Origin of the sequence: Pelomonas sp. V22, assembly GCF_030014915.1 — a bacterium.
GTDB lineage: Bacteria > Pseudomonadota > Gammaproteobacteria > Burkholderiales > Burkholderiaceae_C > JAUASW01.
Genome location: NZ_JAGIXS010000002.1, coordinates 421,742 through 440,799 on the forward strand (window position 1 = coordinate 421,742; position 19,058 = coordinate 440,799).

Here is a 19,058-nt window from a genome sequence, read left to right on the forward strand (position 1 = left end):
CCTTCAGGGAATGGAAGGCAGCCATTCTGGCAGCAAGGCGTGACGACTCAGGGCAGGCGCAAGAGCGCGAACGGCGCACGGCCGCTGGCGGCGCTGATCAGGCCGAGGACGCGGGCGGGCTCAGCACCCAGCATGTCCCAGCCGAAGCGCCAGGCCCAGTTGCCGCCCAGAACGCCAGGCACATTCATGCGGTGCTCGCCACCGAGGCCCAGCACGTCCTGCAGCGGGAACACGGCGATGTTGGCCACCGAGTTGCAGCAGGCGCGGATCATGGCCCAGTGCACATCGTGCTCGCCGCAGGCCAGGTAAGAGCCGGCGAAGGCGCGCTCGCGCGGCGAGGCACTGTTCCACCAGCCGCGCACCGTGTCGTTGTCGTGCGTGCCGGTGTAGGCCACGCTCGCCTTGGGCCACATGTGCGGCAGGAACTCGTGATCGGCCTCGGCTCCGAAGGCGAACTGCAGGATCTTCATGCCGGGGAAGCCGCAGCCGTCGCGCAGCGCGTGCACGTCGTCTGTGATGAAACCCAGGTCCTCGGCCACGATGGGCAGCTTGCCAAGGCTGGCCTCGATGGCATCGAAGAGCGCCTGGCCCGGGCCGGTGAGCCATTGGCCTTGCTTTGCATCGGGGCTGGAAGCCGGGATCTCGTAATAGCCCGCAAAGCCTCGGAAATGGTCGATGCGGAACACATCGGCCTGGCTCAGCGCGCGCTTCACGCGGGCCGTCCACCAAGCGTAGTTCTCGGCCGCCATCTGATCCCAGCGGTAGAGCGGGTTGCCCCAGCGCTGGCCGGCCGTGGACATCGCATCCGGCGGCACGCCGGCCACCACCGTGGTCTGGAAGTTCTCGTCCAGGTGATAGAGGTCGGGGCGCGACCAGCAATCGGCGCTGTCATGCGCCACGAAGATCGGCAGGTCGCCCATCAGGTGCACGCCCTTGCTGTTGGCGTACTGCTTGAGCGCGGCGCTCTGCACGTCGAAGCACCATTGCACGAACTGCCAGAAGCTCACTTCATCGGCATGGCTCTGGCGCGCCGCCGCCAGGGCTGCCGGCTCGCGGCGGGCCAGCGGCGCCGCCCATTCCCACCAGGGCTGGCCGTTCAAGGGCGAGCGAATCGCCATGAAGAGCGCGTAGTCGTCCAGCCAATCGCTCTGGCTCTGGCACCAGTCGGCAAAGGCCTGCTTGTCGGCTGCCGAAGCCTTGGCGAAGAAACCGGCCGCCGCCGCGCGCAGCTGCCGCTCGCGCCAGGGCAGGACGCGGCCGTAGTCCACCTTCAGCGCATCGAAGCCACCCTCGGGCAGTTGGGGCGCAGCGAGCCAGCCCTTGGCCACCAGCGGCTCGAAAGCCACCATCCACTGGCTGCCGGCGAAGGCCGACACTCCCTGGTACGGCGAGTCGCCCGGGCCGATCGGCGTGGTGGGCAGCAGTTGCCAGAGGCCCTGGCCGGCCGAGGCCAGCCAGTCGACGAACTGGTAGGCCGCCGGGCCGAAGTCGCCCATGCCATAGGGGCCGGGCAAGGAGGTGATGTGGGCCAGCACGCCGGCCGTGCGTTGATTCAGATCCATGATGACTTGTTGCTTCTCTCTTGATGTCAGCCGGCGCGCAGCAGCAAAAGGCTGCGCGCCGGCGCCTGGAACCCTTGGCCGGCGGCAATGCGTCGGCCACTCTCGATCTCGCCGCTGCTGTCGAGCAACACCGTGAACTGTTGTGAACTTAGGTGGAACACCCGAGGCACCGCGTCGGGGTTGAACACGAGGGCCAACCGCGCCGCCACATCGCCCGCGCCGCGCAGCAGGCAGGCAAAGGCCTGCTGGTCGGCCTGGTGCCAGTCGTGCACCTGCATCTCATGGCCCGAGGGGCTGAACCAGGCGATGCAGGCATCGCCACTGCGTTCATGCCCCGTGCCCACGAACCAGCGGCCGTGCCGCAACAGCGGCTCGCTGCGGCGCAGCCGCGCGAGCTCGGCGACGTAGGCCGCAAGCCCGGTGTCGGCCCGATCCCAGTTCAGCCAGCCGATCTCGTTGTCCTGGCAGTAGGCATTGTTGTTGCCCTGCTGGCTGTTGGCGATCTCGTCGCCGGCATTGAGCATCGGCGTGCCCTGGGCCAGCATCAAGGTCGCCAGCATGGCGCGGCGCACGCGCTCGCGGACCTGGTTGATTGCCACATCCTGGGTAGCCCCCTCGACACCGAAGCTGGCGCAGAGCTCGCCATCGCGGCCATCGCGGTTGTCCTCGCCGTTCGGCAGGTTGTGCTTGTGGCTGTAGCTGACCACGTCGTTCAGCATGAAGCCATCGTGCACCGCGATGAAATTCACCGAGGCCACCGGCTGGCGCTGGCCATGATGGAACACATCGCTGGACGCGGTGAAGCGTCGCGCGAACTCGCCACGGCCCACCTTGCCGCTCTGCAACCAGTAGCCGCGCACGGCATCACGGAACTTGTCGTTCCATTCGAGGAAACGACCGGGGAAGCGGCCGAGTTGGTAGCCGTCGTAGGCCGCGTCCCAGGGCTCGGCGATCAGGTGCACGCCTGCCAGCACCGGGTCCTGCCGGAGCGCGGCGAAGAAGGCGGCCTGCGGGTCATAGCCTTGCTGCGTGCGTCCGAGCACCGGCGCCAGGTCGAAGCGGAAGCCGTCCACGCCCATCTCGCTCACCCAGTAGCGCAGCGAATCGAGCACGAACTGCGCCACGCGCGGATGCTGGGCATTCAGCGTGTTGCCGCAGCCGGTGAGGTTTTCATTGCGGCTCTTGTCGTCCGCCACGAGGCGGTACCAGAGCCGGTTGTCGAGCCCACGGAAGCTCAAGGAGGGCCCGAACTCATTGCCCTCCGGCGTGTGGTTGTAGACCACGTCCAGCACCACCTCCAGGCCTTCGCGGTGCAGGGCCTCGACCATGGCACGGAACTCGGCCACGACAGCGGTCGGGTCGTCGCGGTGAGCTGCCATCGCGAGGCGCGGATCGGGCGCGAAGAAACCGAGCGTGTTGTAGCCCCAGTAGTTCACCAGGCCCTTGCCATGCAGGTGCGGCTCGTCCACGCAGTACTGCACCGGCAGCAGCGACAGCGTGGTCACACCGAGGCGCTTGAAGTGAGCGATGGAGGCCGGATGCGCGAGGCCTGCATAGCTGCCCTGCAGCTCGGGCGGAATCTCTGGATGCAAGCGCGAAAAACCTTTGACGTGCACCTCATACAGCAGCAGCTCGCTGGCCGCATGGCGCGGCGCGCTGGCGCGCGTCGAAGGCCCGGCGAGCGGCGCCGCCACCCTGCCCTTGAGAGCCAACAAGGCGTTGTCTCGCGTGTCGAAGGAGCGCGGGCCATCGGGATGACCCAGCTCATAGCCGTGGTGCTCGGCCATCCAGCGGAAATGCCCGACGATCTCGCGTGCATACGGGTCGAGCAGCAGCTTGTGCGGATTGAAGCGGTGGCCGTGCTCAGGCTCGTAGGGGCCATAGGCCCGCAGGCCGTACACCAGCCCCGGCCCCACGCCCGGGAGGAAGCCGTGGAACACACCGTCATGCGGGCCGACAAGCTCGTAGCGGCGGAGCTCGCGCTGGCCGTCGGTGTCGAACAGGCAGAGCTCGATGCGCCAGGCATGTTCAGAGGCCACGGCGAAATTGACGCCGCCATCGCGCGCCTGCGCGCCGAAGGGCTCATGCCGGCCGGGCTCGATCTGTTGAGGCAGCAGGCTCATGCGCCTTTCCCCAGCAGAAAGCGCAGCGGCTCGTCCAGGCGGCTCGACCAGGCGCGTTCGTTGTGCCCCTGACCTTCGAACACGCGCGACACCAGTTGCGGTGCCCCATGTCCGAGCGAGGCCATCAGGGCGTCGACACGCTGCTGCGCCTGGTCGTAGAGCGCATCGAGGTCGGTCGTGCCCCGGTCCATGTAGAGCCGGAGCATGCCGGCCGGCGGCAGCTTGGCCTTCAGATAGGCCAGCGCGGCGCCGGGAATGTCGTTGTTGCGCTCGTGGACGCCGATCCAGTGCGTGCTGAGCGCCGCTGCGCCACCAAACACCTGCGGGTATTCGCAATGGCCATAGATGCTGATCAGGCCGCCCATGCTGGCCCCCATCAGGAACGTCGACTCGCGCGCCGTGATCGTGGCATAGCGCGCATCGATGGCCGGCTTCAGCTCCTCGACGATGAAGCGCAGGTAGGCATCCGAGCTCGGACTGAACTTGACCTGGCCCTGCAGGTAGCGGGCCGCCACCGGCGAGTCCTGCAGCATTGACACCAGGGCCTGCGGGAAGTACTCCGAATGCCTCTGCTCGGGGCGGTTCCAGATGCCGACGACGATGAAGTCGCGCAGCAGGCCGCCAGCCAGCAGTGGCGCGGCGACGCGATCAACGGCCCAGGCCTGCTTGTTCCAGGTGGTGCTGGGATCGAACAGCATCTGGCCATCGTGCATGTAGATGACGGCATGCGGCCGGCGACCGTCATAGCTGGGCGGCAGCCAGACCTCCACAGGCCGCGGCGGCACGGCCCGCGACGGGAATGGCGCCCAGCGCTCCAGGCGACCGAACTGCACACGCTGGGCGCTGGCCCCCGGTGCCTCCGGCAGGCCCGTGGCACCTGCAGCATGGCCCAGGGCGGCAGCGGGCGCAGCAGCCAGGGCGAGCAGCACATCGCGACGGCGGGTCATCGGCATCTCCTAGCGGTCCGCCGGCACCAGGACCAGCGTGGCCAGCGGCGGCAGGCTGACGCTGATCGACTGCGCGCGGCCCAGCGCCGGCTTCTTCTCGACCTTGAGCAGGCCCTGCAGATTGCCCACATTGCTGCCGCCGTAATGGCTGGAGTCGGTGTTCAAGCGCTCGCGCCAGGCCTTGGCCCCCGCCGGCACGCCGAGCCGATAGTCTGGCCGTGGCACCGGCGTGAAATTGCAGATGACGATGGCCTCGCCGCCAGCGTCGTCCCGGCGCAGCCAGGCGAACACCGACTGCTGGCGGTCTTCCTGTTGCAGCCACTCGAAACCGCCCTGCTCGCAGTCGAGCCGGTGCAGGGCCGGCAGTTCGCGGTAGAGGTGGTTCAGGTCACGGATCAGGCGCTGCACGCCGGCATGGCGCTCGTCGGCCAGCAACTCCCAAGGCAGGCTGCGCTCATGATTCCACTCGGTGGGTTGCGCGAACTCCTGGCCCATGAAGAGCAGCTTCTTGCCCGGGTGGCCCCACATGAAGCCGTAGTAGGCACGCAGGTTGGCGAACTTCTGCCATTCATTGGGATCTTGGTCCCCGGGCATCTTGCCGAGCATCGAGCCCTTGCCATGCACCACCTCGTCATGCGAGATCGGCAGCACGAAGTTCTCGCTGAAGGCGTACACGAGGGCGAACGTCATCTTGTCGTGGTGCCACTGGCGATGGATGGGCTCCTCGTGCATGTAGCGCAAGGTGTCATTCATCCAGCCCATGTTCCATTTGTAGTGGAACCCGAGGCCGCCGGCCGAGGTGGGGCGCGACACGCCGGGGAAGCTGGTCGACTCTTCCGCCAGCGTGATCGCACCGGGTGCATCGAGCCCCAGGCGCTCGTTCATGCGCTGCATCAGCGAGATGGCCTCAAGGTTCTCGCGGCCGCCGTTCACATTGGGAATCCACTCGCCGGCGGGCCGCGAGTAGTCTCGGTACAGCATGGAGGCCACGGCATCGACCCGCAGGCCGTCAACACCCCAGCGCTCGGTCCAGTACAGCGCGTTGCCGATCAGGAACTGGCGCACCTCGTTGCGGCCGAAGTTGTAGATCAGGGTGTTCCAGTCGCGATGGAAGCCCTCGCGCGGGTCGGCGTAGTCGTAGAGATGCGTGCCGTCGAACTGGTTGATGCCGAAGGCATCGGCCGGGAAATGCGCCGGCACCCAATCGAGCAGCAGGCCAAGGCTGCGCTCATGGCAGGCCGCGACGAAGCGGGCAAAGCCCTCGGGCGGGCCAAAGCGCGCGCTCGGGGCAAACAGGCCCAGCGTCTGGTAGCCCCAGGAGCCGTCGAAGGGGTGCTCGCTGATCGGCATCAACTCCAGGTGGGTGAAGCCGAGGTCCGCCGCATAGGCCGGCAATTCGGCGGCCAGCTCGTCCCAGGTCGGGAAACGTCCATCGGGCTTGCGCCAGGAAGCCGCATGCACCTCGTAGATGCTGATCGGCGCATCGCGTCGGTTGGCGGCAGCTCGCTCGGCCGGCAGCCGCTGCGGCTCGCGCAGCGGCGCGGCCACGATGCTGGCCGTCTCGGGCCGCAGCTGGGCGGCACGGGCGAACGGGTCGGCCTTGGGCGGCAGCAGGCTGCCATCGGGCCCGACGATCTCGAACTTGTAGAGATCACCCGGCTGCAGATGGGGAATGAACAGCTCCCAGATGCCGGCCTCATGGCGCAGTCGCATCACATGGCGACGGCCATCCCAGTTGTTGAAGCTGCCCACCACGCTGACCCGCCGCGCATTCGGCGCCCAGACGGCGAAGCGCACGCCTTCGACAGGATGCTCGCCGCCCTGCGTCATCGGGTGAGCACCAAGCTGGGTGTAGGGCCGGGGATGCTCGCCGCGCGCCAGCAGGGTCAGGTCTTGCTCATCCAGTTGCGGGCCGAAGGCATAGGCGTCGGCATAGCAGCCTTCCAGGCCATCGTCCCAGCGCACCTGCAGGCGGTAGTCGAAGCGCTTGCGGCGCCGGGCGAGTGGCGCCTCGAAGAAGCCGCCGGCCCGGTGCGGCAGGCTGCACACCACCTTGCGGCTGCCGGCCTCCAGCACCATCACCCCGGCCGCGTAGGGCAGCAGCGCCCGCAGCCAGAGCTTGCCGTCGGCATCGGCATGCAGGCCCAGTACCGAGAACGGGTCCGGGTGACGCGCCGCGAGCAGCGCCTGCAGTTCCGATTCAGCCAGCATTCAGTCGCTTCTCCCGCTCAGCTCAGTTCAGGGATTTGACGGACCAGACACGCTCCACATAGTCGGCGATCGTGCGGTCCGACGAGAACCAGCCCATGCCGGCCACGTTGAGGATGGCGCGGCGGTTCCAGGCGACAGGATCCTGGTACAGCGCGTCGACCTGCAGCTGCGTCGCGACATAGTCTGCGAAGTCTGCCATCAAGAGGTAGCTGTCGTGGCCCAGCAGCTTGTCCACGAGGGCCTTGTAGCGGTGTGTGTCGCCACCGCTGAACTCGCCCGAGGCGATGGCGTCGATCACGGCCTTAAGCTGGCGGTTCTCTTCCACGTAGAGGCGCGGGTCGTAACCCAGCGACTTGATCTTGGCGACCTGCTCGGTGCGCAGACCGAAGACGAACATGTTCTCCGTCCCCATGGCTTCGGCCATCTCGATGTTGGCACCGTCCCAGGTGCCGATGGTCAGCGCGCCATTCAGGGCGAACTTCATGTTGCCGGTGCCTGAGGCCTCGGTGCCGGCCGTGGAGATCTGCTCCGAGAGTTCGGCCGCCGGCAGGATGGTCTCGGCCAGCGAGACGCTGTAGTTCGGCAGGAAGACGAGCTTCAGCTTGTCGCCCACGCGCGGGTCGCTGTTGACCACGCGGCCCACGTCGTGCGCCAGCTGGATGATGCTCTTGGCCATCTGGTAGGCCGAGGCCGCCTTGCCGGCGATCACCACGGTGCGCGGCGTCCAGTTCGCGCCGGGATTGGCCACGATGGCTTGGTAGCGCGCCACCACATGCAGGATGTTGAGCAACTGGCGCTTGTACTCGTGGATGCGCTTGATCTGCACATCGAAGAGGCTGTCCGGATTGACGGCAATGCCCAGCTCGCGGCGGATCAGCGCCGCCAGGCGCTCCTTGTTGGCACGCTTGACCGAGCGGAACTGGCGACCCAACTCGGCGTCGTCGGCGAGAGGCTTCAGCTGGGCGAGCTCGGCCAGGTCCTTGCGCCAGCCCGTGCCGATGCGGCTGTCGATCAAGCCAGAGAGCTCAGGATTGGCCTGCTGCAGCCAGCGGCGCGGCGTCACGCCATTGGTGACGTTGTGGAAGCGCTCGGGCCAGATGCGGGCGTAGTCGGCAAAGATGGTCTGCACCATCAGTTCGCTGTGCAGGGCCGCCACGCCATTGACGCGGTGCGAGGCCACGATGGCGAGGTGGGCCATGCGCACGCGGCGCTCACCGCCACTGCCGAAGCCACCGTCCTCCTCGATCAGCGAGACACGGCTCATCAGGCCCTCGTCGCCCGGGAAGCGAGCCTTCAGCTCTTCCATGAAGCGGTGGTTGATCTCGTAGATGATTTCCAGGTGGCGCGGCAGCAGGGCCTCGAACAGGTAGAGCGGCCACTTCTCCAGCGCCTCAGGCATCAGCGTGTGGTTGGTATAAGAGACGGCTTGGCGCGTGATCGCCCAGGCCTCGTCCCAGGCCATGCCGTGCTCGTCCAGCAAGAGGCGCATCAGCTCGGCCGGGGCCAAGGCTGGGTGCGTGTCGTTCAGGTGGATGGCGTTGGTCTTGCCGAGGTTGTGCAATGAGCCGAACTCACGCAGATGGCGCGAGATCAAGTCCTGCAGCGAGGCGCTGACCAGGAAGGCCTCCTGCTTCAGGCGCAGTTCGCGGCCGGGGTCGGTGGAGTCGTCCGGGTAAAGCACCCAGTTGATCGCATCGGCCTGCACGCGGTGCTTGGCAGCCTGCTGGTAGGCGCCGCGGCAGAAGGCCTTGAAGTCGATGGGCGCGGCGCTGCTGGCATGCCACTGGCGCAGCGTGGAGACACGCTCGCTGTGGTGCGCCGGCACGATGAAATCGTAGGCCTGGGCCACCAGCGCCTCGGCCGGCACCCAGCGGCGGCTGCCGTCGGCATCGACCTCGACCCGGCCGCCAAAACCCACCGGGTAGCGCACGTCGGCGCGCGGCACTTCCCAGGCATTGCCGAGGCGCAGCCAGTCGTCCGGGCGCTCGACCTGGCGGCCGTCCTGGATGCCCTGGGCAAACATGCCGTACTCATAGCGCAGGCCATAGCCGAAGGACGGCAGGCCCAGCTCGGCAAACGAGTCGAGGAAGCAGGCGGCCAGGCGACCGAGGCCGCCATTGCCCAGCGCCGCATCGTTCTCGCGCTCCAGCACGTCGGGCAAGGCCTGACCCTGCTCGGCAAAGGCTTCGCGCAAGGTCTCGTCGAGGCCGAGCGCGGCGATGGCGTTGCCCAGGGCGCGGCCCATCAGGAATTCCATCGAGAGGTAGTGCACCCGGCGCACCGGGGCGTCCACACCACGCTTGGCGTCAGCGGTCTGCGTGGCAGCCCAGCGCTCGGCAAGCTGCTCGCGGCAGGCGGCGGCTGCGGCCCGCATCAGGGCCTCGCGGCTGCCGGCATCTTGCGCGCCGCGCAGCTCACGCTGCAGGGCGGTCTTGAAGGCGGCCTGAACGGGCGTGGGGTTGGGGCTTTTGGCAGCGGTCATGGCGGCGGTCTTGAGGGTCGCGAACAGCGTGCTTGCTTTCATGGGTGTTCCATCAGGCGCGCCGGCCGTCAGGAAGTTCGGCTCCAGCGCAGGACCAGCCCTTGGGCCGGCGATTGCGCGCAGTATCGCGCAGTGGCCGGATTTTGTGTAGTTTCACTACATATGGAATTCCCGGAATCCGGCCTGATTGGATGAATTCTAGTGGATAGGTGCAGGGAGCTCGGGTTGACGCCATGTTGTAACACTACATTTTCGACGGTATATTCAGACCCAGCTTCCAGCCCGCTGGCTTTGTTCATTCCTTCAGCCAGCGGCAACAGACCAACAAGCCGCGCCTTTGTCGCCGGCATGGAGACAACAGTGGCGGACGTCCAGCTTTCCGGTGTGGCCAAGGCCTATGGCGACGTGAAGATCCTGCATGGGATCGACCTCGAGATTCGCGATGGCGAGTTCATGGTCTTCGTCGGCCCTTCAGGTTGCGGCAAGTCCACGCTGCTGCGCACCATCGCCGGCCTGGAAGAGATCACGGGCGGTGAGCTGCGCATCGGCGGACGGCTGGTGAACGACGTGCCGCCCGCCGAGCGCGGCATCGCCATGGTGTTCCAGTCCTATGCGCTCTACCCGCACATGAACCTGTACGACAACATGGCGTTCGGGCTCAAGCTGGCCAAGGTCCCCAAGAACGAGATCGACGGTGCCGTCCGCAACGCCGCCAGGATCCTGCACATCGAACACCTGCTGGACCGCAAACCCAAGGACCTGTCGGGCGGTCAGCGCCAGCGCGTGGCCATCGGCCGCGCCATCGTGCGCAAGCCCGAGGTCTTCTTGTTCGACGAGCCGCTGTCCAACCTCGACGCGGCGCTGCGCGTGCGCATGCGCTACGAATTCGCCAAGCTGCACGAGGACCTGAAGACGACGATGGTCTACGTCACCCACGACCAGGTCGAGGCCATGACGCTGGCGGACCGCATCGTCGTGCTCTCGGCCGGCAAGATCGAGCAGGTCGGCTCGCCGCTGGAGCTGTACGAGCATCCCTGCAATCTCTTCGTGGCGGGCTTCATCGGCAGCCCCAAGATGAACTTCCTGGCCGGCGAGCTGACGGCCATCGCTGCGGACCATGCCGAGGTGAAGCTGGCCGGCGGCCTGAGCATGCGTGCCCGGGTCGACGCCAGCCGCGCGGAAGTCGGCGACAAGGTCACGCTCGGCGTGCGGCCCGAACACATCCGCGTCGGTGGCGAAGGCAATGTGCTGCAGAGCACGGTGGCTTTCGTCGAGTCACTGGGCGGCACCACGTTCGCTTACTGCCCCTACCCCGGCCTCGAGGAACCGCTGACCTGCCAGTTCGAAGGCCGCAACGGCGCAGACCGGCTGCGCAGCGGCTCTGCGCTCGCCCTGCAGTTCCCGGCCGAGGCGCTCTACCTCTTCGACGAGCAAGGCCAGGCCTTCCGCCGCCTCGCTGCGCCGGAGCTGGCGGCATGAGGGCCGCGCTTGCAGTCAGTCTGGCGCTGTTGCTGGCTCCTTCCGCTCGCGCAGAGTCGAGCCCCAAGCTGCTGGTCTGGATCAATGGCGACAAGGCCTACAGCGGCCTGCAGAAGGTCGGCAATGCCTTCGAGAAGGCTTCGGGCGTCAAGGTCGTCGTCGAGCACCCGGTCGACGCACCCGAGAAGTTCACCCAGGCCGCCGGCGCCGGCAAGGGCCCGGACATCTTCTGCTGGCCGCACGACCGCATCGGCGAATGGGCCAAGGCTGGCCTCTTGACCGCCATCCGCCCCGGCAAGAAGCTGCGCGAGGAAAACGAAGAGGCCGCCTGGAAGGCCATGGCCTACCGCGGCAAGCTGTGGTCCTACCCCATCGCCATCGAGACCACCGGCCTGATCTACAACAAGGCCCTGGTGCAGAAGCCGCCGGCCACGTTCGACGAACTGATCGCACTGGACAAGCAACTGCAGTCGCAGGGGAAGCACGCCATCCTGTGGGACTACAACAAGAGCTTCTTCTCCTGGCCGCTGCTGGCCGGTGCGGGCGGCCGCATCTTCGGCCGTGATGCCGCGGGCGAGTACGACGCGACCCAGGTCGGCGTCAACAACGAAGGCGCCCTGGCCGGCGCGCGGATGCTGGAGCGCCTCGTGAAAGAGGGCCACATGCCCAAGGGCGCGCGCTACTCCGAGATGGAGACCGGCTTTGCCCGTGGCCATGTGGCCATGATGATCTCAGGCCCCTGGGCCTGGGACAACGCGCGGCGCGCCAAGATCGATTTCGGCGTGGCGCCCATCCCGGCCGCCGTGCCGGGCAAGCCCTCCAAGCCCTTCGTCGGCGTGCTGGGCTGCATGGTCGCGGCGCCGAGCAAGCACAAGGACATCGCCATCGAGTTCATCGAGAACCATTTGATGCGACCCGAGGCCCTGAAGATCCTCGATGCCGACGTGCCCATCGGCGTCCCGGCCAACAAGGCCTTCTATGCCGAGCTGGCCGTGAACCCCTTGATCAAGGCCAGCATGGACAACGCCCGTGCTGGTGAACCGATTCCCAATGTGCCCGAGGTGGGCCGCTTCTGGACCGCGATGGACGCGGCGCTGGAAGCCATCACCAACGGCTTGCAGACGCCCAAGGACGCGCTGGACGGCGCCGCCGGCCGCATGCTCCTGAAGCAGGCGAAGTGAGGAGCGAGACCATCATGAACGCCTCATCCCCCGTCTCATCCTCCGCCACCGCTTCCTCCCACCGCCTCGCCTACAGCCAGCTGCCCCCTGGGCCGCTGGAGAAGGCCGCCCGCCTGCTGCGCTGGCCACTCACCGGCGCCGCGATGCTGGCCTCGCTGTACCTGGTCTTCATGGTCTACGCCTCGGGCCAGACCTTCTGGGCCCTCGGCCTGCTGGCGCTGTTCGCGGCCGGCTTCTACGTCTACGTGAGCCAGGCGGCGTTCGCCGCGCGCTACCTGTTCCCCGGCATCGCCGGCATGCTGGTCTTCATCGCATTCCCGCTCGTGTACACGGCGGTGATCGGCTTCACCAACTACTCGTCGGCCCATTTGCTGAGCGAGGAGCGGGTGCGCGAGTACCTGCTGGAGCAGCACGATGCCGTCGAAGAGCAGGTGCAGCCCTACAGCCTGCATGCCGATGGCGCCGAGTTCCGCCTGGTGCTGCGCGACGCCGCGAGCGGCAAGCCGCGTTTCGTGTCCTCACCGCTGGCGCTGCGTCAGGCCAGGGGCGAGCTGAAGGTGCAGATGCTGGACGTGGCCGCCGAGCCCCTGCCCTTGAACGCCCCGCTGCAGGCCGCCCTGCCGCTGCGCGACCTGATCGCGCACCGCGAGGCCCTGTCGCACCTGCTGCTGCAACTGCCCGGCCAGGCCGAGGCCCTGCACTACCTGGGCCTGCGCGAGTTCGGGCCCATCCGCCGCCACTGGGAGACGCAGGCCGACGGCAGTCTCAGGCGCGTGGCCGACGGCCAGGTCTACCAGCCCAACCGCGACACCGGCTTCTTCGAGAGCACGACGGGCGAGCAGTTGCAGCCCGGCTTCAAGGTGCTGGTGGGCGCACAGAACTACGCCCGCATGCTGCTGAACGAGGACTTCCGCGGCCCCTTCCTCTCCATCTTCAGCTGGACGGTGATCTTCTCGCTGTCCACCGTGTTGCTGGCCACCGTGATCGGCATGCTGCTCGCCGTGATGCTGAACTGGGAGGACCTGCGCTTCCGCGGCACCTACCGCACGCTGCTGTTCCTGCCGTACGCGGTGCCGGGCTTCATCTCCATCCTCGTGTTCAAGGGCCTGTTCAACCAGAACTTTGGCGAGATCAATGCCATCCTCGATGCGCTGGTCGGCGTGAAACCGGCCTGGTTCGCCGACCCCCTGCTGGCCAAGATCATGCTGGTGATCGTCAACGTGTGGCTCGGGTACCCGTACATCATGATCCTGTGCTCGGGCCTCCTGAAGGCGATCCCGGCCGATCTGTACGAGGCCTCGGCCCTGGCCGGCGCCGGCCCGCTGACCAACTTCTTCAAGATCACGGCGCCGCTGATCATCAAGCCGCTCGCGCCGCTGCTGGTGAGCGCCTTCGCGTTCAACTTCAACAACTTCGTGCTGATCGCCCTGCTCACCGACGGCCGGCCCGACTACCTCAGCAGCAAGATCCCGGCCGGCCAGACCGACATCCTGGTGTCCTACACCTACCGCATCGCTTTCCGCGATTCGGGCACGGACTTCGGACTCGCGGCGGCGATCTCGACGCTGATCTTCATCCTGGTCGCAGCCATGTCGCTGATCAACCTGCGGCTGATGAAAAAAGCACAGCAGTAAGGAGCACAAGCAATGGCAATCGTTCGAGGCAAGCAAGCCCGCTGGCGCGTGTTCGGCGCCCATGCACTGCTCTGGGTCTTCCTGGCGCTGACGCTGTTCCCGCTCTTGGCCGTGGTGTCGATCTCGCTGCGGCCCGGCAACTTCGCCACCGGCAGCCTGATCCCCACCGAGATCAGCCTGGAGCACTGGAAGCTGGCGCTGGGCATCCCCTACCAGGCGGCCGACGGCAGCCTGGTGCAGCCGCCCTTCCCGGTGCTGACCTGGCTCTGGAACTCGGTCAAGGTGGCCACCATCGCCGCGCTCTTGATCGTGGGCATCTCCACCACGGCCGCCTATGGTTTCGCGCGCCTGAAGTTCCGCTTCAAGACGCCCATCCTCAACTCGATGCTGCTCTTGCAGATGTTCCCGGCCGTGCTGGCCCTGGTGGCGATCTACGCCATCTTCGAGACCATCGGCACCTACGTGCCAGCCATCGGCCTCGAAACGCATGCCGGCCTCGTGCTCGCCTACCTCGGCGGCGTGGCCACCCATGTGTGGACCATCAAGGGCTACTTCGAAACCATCCCGGTCGAGATCGAGGAGAACGCCAAGGTCGACGGCGCCACGCACTGGCAGGCCTTCCGCATGGTGCTCTTGCCGATGGCCGTGCCCATCCTGATGGTGGTCTTCGTGCTGGCCTTCATCGGCACCATCATCGAGTACCCGGTGGCCTCGGTGCTCTTGCGCGAAGAAGGCAATCTCACGCTGGCCGTGGGCAGCAAGTACTTCCTGCATGACCAGCGTTTCCTGTGGGGCGACTTCGCGGCAGCGGCCGTGCTGTCGGGCCTGCCGATCACCCTTGTTTTCCTGCTGGCCCAGCGTTGGATCGTGTCGGGCCTGACGGCCGGAGGGGTCAAGGGATGAAGACCGTTCTCGCAAGCCTGGCGCTGCTCACTGCGGCTGGCACGTTGCAAGCCGGCCCCTACGAGGAGCGCGAGCGCGACTGGCGCAACGGCGCCATCGTCTACCAGATCATCGTGGACCGCTTCGTGCCGAGCGCCAATCTGGAGGCCAAGCGCGTGCTCTACCCGGCGCCCAAGGTCCTGAGGCCCTGGAGCGAGCCCGCCAAGCCGGGTGTCTACCTGGCGGACCAGAAGCTCAACTCGGCCGAGCTCGATTTCTGGGGCGGCGACCTCGCCAGCGCCACCACACGGCTGGACCACATCCAGCAGCTGGGCACGGAAGTGCTCTACCTGAACCCCATTCACCTGGCCTACACCAACCACAAGTACGACGCCTTCGACTACCAAGCCATCAGCCCGGAATACGGCAATCGCGAGGACTTCAAGCGCCTGGCCGCCGATGCCCACAAGCGCGGCATGAAGGTGGTGCTGGACGGCGTGTTCAACCACATGGGCCGCAATGCGCCCATCTTCCAGCAGGCCTTCGCCGACCCCAAGAGCAAGTGGCGCGACTGGTTTGCCATCGGCCCGCAGTACGAAGGCGGCGCGCGGGTCTGGACCGGCTTCCAGAACCTGCCCGAACTGAACCTCGAGAACCCCGCCGTGCGCCGCCACCTGTGGCTGGACAAGCGCTCGGTCGTCCGCTCCTACCTGCGTGATGGCGCGGACGGCTGGCGGCTCGATACCGCCTTCGAACTGGGCCAGACCTATCTGCGCGAGCTGACGGACGCGGCCCACCAGGAAAAGCCCGGTTCCCTCGTCGTAGGCGAGATCGTCAACTACCCGGACCAGTGGCTGAAGTCCATGGACGCGGTGATGAACTTCACCCTGCGCGACATCGTCCTCGGCCTGACCAAGGGAGACATCACGCCGACAGCCGCTGCCGGCATGACCGAGCGCCTGGTGAAGAACGCCGGCATCGAGCCGATGCTGAAGTCCTGGATGTTGCTGGACAACCACGACCTGCCGCGCATCGCCACCCAGTTGCCCGATACGAACCAGCGCCGCCTGGCCCAGGCCCTGCAGTTCACGCTGCCCGGCGCGCCCAACCTCTACTACGGCGCCGAGCTCGGCATGCTGGGCGGGGCCGACCCCGAGAACCGCGGCCCCATGCAGTGGGAGCTGGCGCGTTCAGACAACCCCGAACTCGCCTGGACGCGCCGGCTGATCAAGCTGCACAAGGAGCATCGCGCGCTGCGCATCGGCGACTTCCGCCTGATCGAATCGCAGCAGCTGTTTGCCTTCGAGCGCCACACCGACAAGGTACTGGACACCCGCATCGTCATCGCCAACCCCGCCGACAAGCCGGTGCGCGAGCGCCTGCTGATTGCCAACGCCCATTTGATGGACGGCACACCGCTCGTTGACCTGCTCGGCCAGGTGCAGCCGGCGCCGGCCATCAGCATGGGCCCGGGCTTCATCACCGTCGAGCTGCCGGCCCGCAGCGTGCTGGTCCTGCAGCCCAAGCCGCAGCCCATGGGCGGCTACAACCGCTACAAGCGGGTGAACTGAATCCCCTCGCCTTCCCTTTCATGACTCTCCAAGACTTTGGCCGCACGGGCCTCTGCGTCAGCCGGCTCGGCTTTGGCGCGATGCACATCAATGACGAGCGCACCAGCGAGGAAGACGCAGGCCGCCTGCTCAACGAGGTGCTGGACCTGGGCGTCAACCTGATCGACACCGCGCGCGGCTACGGCCTCTCGGAGGAGCGCATTGGTTGCCACATTGCCCACCGCCGGCAGGACTTCGTGCTCTCGACCAAGGTGGGCTACGGCGTTGAAGGCGTGCCCGACTGGACCTACGACTGCATCGTCCAAGGCGTGGAGCGCGCGCTGCGGCTGATGCGCACCGAAGTGCTGGACATCGTCCACCTGCACTCCTGCCCGCTGCAAACGCTTGAGCAGGGCGAGGTGGTGCGCGCGCTGCAGGACTGCAAGGCCGCCGGCAAGCTGCGTGTGGCGGCCTACTCGGGCGACAACGCCGAGTTGGATTTCGCCATCGCCAGTGGTGCCTTCGATGCGCTGCAGACCTCGATCAGCATTTGCGACCAGGCCAACCTGCCGGTGCGTCTGCCCGAAGCCGAGCGCCTCGGCCTCGGCGTGATCGCCAAGCGGCCGCTGGCCGGCGCGATCTGGCGCTTTGCCGCCCGCCCCGGTGAGTACGCTGAAGGCCAGTACTGGGACCGCTGGCAGGCGATGGGGCTTGCAAGCCAGCTGGGAGATAGCGATGTGGGTGAGCTCGCGCTGCGCTTCGTGGCCTACCTGCCCGGCGTCAGCTCGAGCATCGTCGGCACCGGCAAGCTCGAGAACTTCAAACGCAACCTGGCCGCCGTTGAAAAAGGCCCACTGCCGCCCGAGCAGCAGCAGCTCTTGCGTCAGGCCTTCCTGCACCAGGAACGGGGCTGGAAGGGCCTGATCTAGGCGGACTGACTCAGGCCTGCGAAGGCACGATGAGGATCTTGCCCTGGCGCTCGCCCGAGGCTGCAGCAGCCACGGCTTCCTTGATCTGCTCGACGCCATAGGTCGCCTGGATCGGCGTGCTCAGCTTGCCGGCGGCAATCAGGCCGGCCAGTTCCGTCAGCAGCGCGAACTGCTGGGCTTGCGGCGTGGTGCGGAACCAGCGCGCCAGCCAGAAGCCCTTCAGGGTGACATCACGGAACACCAGCTCGCGCGGCGACACGGTGCAGGCTTCACCACTCAAGGCGCCGTAGTTGACGACGACCGCGCTCTCCGCGAGCGTGCCGGCCAGGCGCATCGTCGCCTTGCCACCCACGGCATCGATGCCGAGCTTGATGGGTGCTCCGCCAGTGGCGGCCTTGACGCGCTCGGCGATGTCGTCGCCATCGACCAGCACCACATCGCCGCCCTGCGCCTGCACGCCGGCCACGGCCGATTCGCGGCGGACGATGTTGACCGTCTTCAAGCCCCGCAGCTTGGCCAGTTGCACCACATAGCTGCCCACGCCGGAGTTGGCGCTGTTCTGGATGACCCAGTCGCCCGGTTGCAGATCGGCGAAGTCGCTGAGCAGCAGCGAGGCGGTCGGCGGGTTCACGGTCAGCATGGCCAGTTGCTTGGGGTCTGCGCCATTGGGCAGCGGCACCAGACGGGCGGCGGGCGCCACCACATGCGTGGTCCAGGTGCCGGAGCCAGCCGGCAGCAGCACGGTCTGGCCGATGGCCGGGCCTTGGGTGTCCGGGCCCAGTTCGACGACGCGGCCCACGCCCTCGCTGCCGCCCACGGCGGGCAGCGGCGGCAGGATGCCGTACTGGCCGGTCAGGGTCAGCACGTCGCTGGGGTTGATGGGCGCGGCCAGCACGGCCACCAGGGCCTGACCTTGGGCCAGCACCGGGCGTTCGAAAGGCACGGCCGCGATCACGGCCTGCGGCACCGGGCCGCGTTCGTTGTACTGGGCTTTGAGCATCTGGGTCATGGTCGGGTCCTTCATGCCGGTGTCGGCGTTGACGAGTGCTTGAACTGCGATGTGTGAATGCTAGGCAAGCTTGTCTCAAGACGGAATCCGTCATATTCGGCAAAATCTTTTGTCCAAATAGCAATGATCGAAGGCCCACGATGGACAAGCTGCGCGCCCTTCAATACCTGGTCAAAGTGGCCGACACCCTGAGTTTTTCGCGGGCGGCGCGAGCCTTCGGCGTGCCGGCCTCGTCGATCTCGCGGCGCATCACCGACCTGGAGTCGGTGCTCGGCATCGAGCTCCTTCACCGCACCACGCGCACCGTGCGCCTGACCGAGGCCGGCGCGCTTTACCTGGAGCAGGTGCGGCCGGGCCTCGCGCAGCTGGACGATGCCGACGAGCTGGTGGGCCAGCGCAGCAGCACCCCGAGCGGCACCCTGCGCATCAGCGCCATGCCCGGCTACGGCCAACGGCTCCTGATGCCCGCACTGCAGGACTTCGGCGAACGCTATCCCGAGATCGTGCTGGACGTGCACCTGAGCGACGCCCTGGTGGAATTGGGCCGCGACCAGATCGATATCGCGATTCGCGGCGGCCGCCAGCCGCAGGACCGCGTGGTGGCACGCAAGCTGGACCCCAACCGCTTCGTGCTCGCCGCCTCACCGCAATACCTCGAGAAGGCCGGCACGCCGCGCACGCTGGAGGACCTGGAAGGCCATCGCACCCTGATGTACCGAGGCCCGAACGCGGTCATCAAGTGGCAGGGTCTGGACGAGGACGGCTGGCGCGAGATCCCGGTCACGCCGGCCTTCATCAGCAACGACGGTGCGAGCCTGATCGCCATGGCCTGCCGGCACCAGGGCCTGGTGCTGCTGTCGGAATGGGGGCTGGCCGACTATTTCAAGCGGGGCGAGCTGCTGCCGTTGACGCTGGACCGGCCGGTGTCGGTCGGCCGCGGCGGCGAGGCGGGCATCTACCTGCTCTACCTGCAAACGCGCTACCGCATTCCCAAGGTGCGCGTGGCGGTGGAATTCCTGGTCGAACGCCTGGGTGACGGCTCAGCGGCTTGAGCCCCTGCCTTCGTGTA

At 67.2% G+C, this 19,058-nt stretch carries 13 protein-coding genes; 7 read left to right on the forward strand and 6 right to left on the reverse strand.

The genetic code is table 11. The features are described 5' to 3' along the window. Positions 1–47 precede the first annotated feature (47 nt). Genes malQ through J7U46_RS11325 form a run of 5 tightly spaced genes read right to left on the reverse strand, consistent with a single transcriptional unit; the run spans position 48 to position 9,367 of the window. Positions 48–1,592 carry a 4-alpha-glucanotransferase gene (gene malQ, locus J7U46_RS11305; RefSeq protein ID WP_349239492.1) on the reverse strand — a complete coding sequence of 515 codons (1,545 nt, stop codon included), beginning with the start codon at positions 1,590–1,592 and terminating at the stop codon, positions 48–50. Beyond that, complete coding sequence (gene glgX, locus J7U46_RS11310; RefSeq protein ID WP_282825815.1) at positions 1,589–3,685, reverse strand: glycogen debranching protein GlgX; 2,097 nt, start codon at positions 3,683–3,685, stop codon at positions 1,589–1,591. Before glgX ends, malQ begins: the two co-directional genes overlap by 4 nt. Further along, positions 3,682–4,632, reverse strand: a complete 951-nt coding sequence (locus tag J7U46_RS11315) for an alpha/beta hydrolase-fold protein (protein ID WP_282825817.1) — start codon at positions 4,630–4,632, stop codon at positions 3,682–3,684. The genes glgX and J7U46_RS11315 overlap by 4 nt, the downstream gene beginning before the upstream one ends. Positions 4,633–4,641: 9 nt before the next feature. Then, positions 4,642–6,843, reverse strand: coding sequence for a 1,4-alpha-glucan branching protein GlgB (gene glgB / locus J7U46_RS11320; protein ID WP_282825819.1), 2,202 nt, complete (start codon positions 6,841–6,843; stop codon positions 4,642–4,644). A 22-nt stretch (positions 6,844–6,865) separates the two neighbouring features. Beyond that, entirely contained in the window at positions 6,866–9,367 is a 2,502-nt protein-coding gene (locus J7U46_RS11325) for a glycogen/starch/alpha-glucan phosphorylase (RefSeq protein ID WP_282825821.1), read from the reverse strand. Between the two features lie 318 nt (positions 9,368–9,685). On the opposite strand from J7U46_RS11325, the gene ugpC reads away from it, so the two are divergent. From ugpC to J7U46_RS11355, 6 genes are read left to right on the forward strand one after another with little or no spacing between them, the layout of a single operon-like run. After that, the gene (ugpC, locus tag J7U46_RS11330; protein WP_282825823.1) at positions 9,686–10,804 is read left to right on the forward strand and encodes a sn-glycerol-3-phosphate ABC transporter ATP-binding protein UgpC; all 1,119 of its coding nucleotides are present in this window, start codon (positions 9,686–9,688) and stop codon (positions 10,802–10,804) included. Beyond that, the gene (malE, locus tag J7U46_RS11335; protein ID WP_282825824.1) at positions 10,801–11,985 is read left to right on the forward strand and encodes a maltose/maltodextrin ABC transporter substrate-binding protein MalE; all 1,185 of its coding nucleotides are present in this window, start codon (positions 10,801–10,803) and stop codon (positions 11,983–11,985) included. The genes ugpC and malE overlap by 4 nt, the downstream gene beginning before the upstream one ends. Positions 11,986–11,999: 14 nt before the next feature. Further along, complete coding sequence (gene malF / locus J7U46_RS11340) at positions 12,000–13,619, forward strand: maltose ABC transporter permease MalF (RefSeq protein ID WP_282825825.1); 1,620 nt, start codon at positions 12,000–12,002, stop codon at positions 13,617–13,619. A gap of 12 nt (positions 13,620–13,631) precedes the next feature. Continuing rightward, positions 13,632–14,522 carry a maltose ABC transporter permease MalG gene (malG, locus tag J7U46_RS11345; protein ID WP_282825826.1) on the forward strand — a complete coding sequence of 297 codons (891 nt, stop codon included), beginning with the start codon at positions 13,632–13,634 and terminating at the stop codon, positions 14,520–14,522. Beyond that, positions 14,519–16,072 carry a glycoside hydrolase family 13 protein gene (locus J7U46_RS11350; protein ID WP_282825829.1) on the forward strand — a complete coding sequence of 518 codons (1,554 nt, stop codon included), beginning with the start codon at positions 14,519–14,521 and terminating at the stop codon, positions 16,070–16,072. Before malG ends, J7U46_RS11350 begins: the two co-directional genes overlap by 4 nt. A 20-nt stretch (positions 16,073–16,092) precedes the next feature. Next, positions 16,093–16,980: an aldo/keto reductase gene (locus J7U46_RS11355; RefSeq protein WP_282825831.1), complete on the forward strand. Its 888-nt coding sequence runs from the start codon at positions 16,093–16,095 to the stop codon at positions 16,978–16,980. Positions 16,981–16,990: 10 nt separating this feature from the next. Here the strand turns inward: J7U46_RS11355 and J7U46_RS11360 are convergent, their stop codons facing one another. Continuing rightward, positions 16,991–17,989 (reverse strand): zinc-dependent alcohol dehydrogenase family protein, encoded by a 999-nt coding sequence (locus J7U46_RS11360; RefSeq protein ID WP_282825833.1) that lies wholly within the window; start codon positions 17,987–17,989, stop codon positions 16,991–16,993. A gap of 140 nt (positions 17,990–18,129) precedes the next feature. Here J7U46_RS11360 and J7U46_RS11365 point away from each other — a divergent pair, with 140 nt between their 5' ends. Continuing rightward, positions 18,130–19,041: a LysR family transcriptional regulator gene (locus J7U46_RS11365; protein WP_282825835.1), complete on the forward strand. Its 912-nt coding sequence runs from the start codon at positions 18,130–18,132 to the stop codon at positions 19,039–19,041. The last annotated feature ends 17 nt before the right edge of the window (positions 19,042–19,058 follow it).

Bases quoted from the DNA above. Each gene is read 5' to 3' on its own strand.
- glgX (WP_282825815.1), bottom strand. From the start codon at position 3,685: ATGAGCCTGCTGCCTCAACAGATCGAGCCCGGCCGGCATGAGCCCTTC.
- J7U46_RS11315 (WP_282825817.1), bottom strand. From the start codon at position 4,632: ATGACCCGCCGTCGCGATGTGCTGCTCGCCCTGGCTGCTGCGCCCGCT.
- glgB (WP_282825819.1), bottom strand. From the start codon at position 6,843: ATGCTGGCTGAATCGGAACTGCAGGCGCTGCTCGCGGCGCGTCACCCG.
- J7U46_RS11325 (WP_282825821.1), bottom strand. From the start codon at position 9,367: ATGAAAGCAAGCACGCTGTTCGCGACCCTCAAGACCGCCGCCATGACC.
- malE (WP_282825824.1), top strand. From the start codon at position 10,801: ATGAGGGCCGCGCTTGCAGTCAGTCTGGCGCTGTTGCTGGCTCCTTCC.
- malF (WP_282825825.1), top strand. From the start codon at position 12,000: ATGAACGCCTCATCCCCCGTCTCATCCTCCGCCACCGCTTCCTCCCAC.
- malG (WP_282825826.1), top strand. From the start codon at position 13,632: ATGGCAATCGTTCGAGGCAAGCAAGCCCGCTGGCGCGTGTTCGGCGCC.
- J7U46_RS11350 (WP_282825829.1), top strand. From the start codon at position 14,519: ATGAAGACCGTTCTCGCAAGCCTGGCGCTGCTCACTGCGGCTGGCACG.
- J7U46_RS11355 (WP_282825831.1), top strand. From the start codon at position 16,093: ATGACTCTCCAAGACTTTGGCCGCACGGGCCTCTGCGTCAGCCGGCTC.
- J7U46_RS11360 (WP_282825833.1), bottom strand. From the start codon at position 17,989: ATGACCCAGATGCTCAAAGCCCAGTACAACGAACGCGGCCCGGTGCCG.
- J7U46_RS11365 (WP_282825835.1), top strand. From the start codon at position 18,130: ATGGACAAGCTGCGCGCCCTTCAATACCTGGTCAAAGTGGCCGACACC.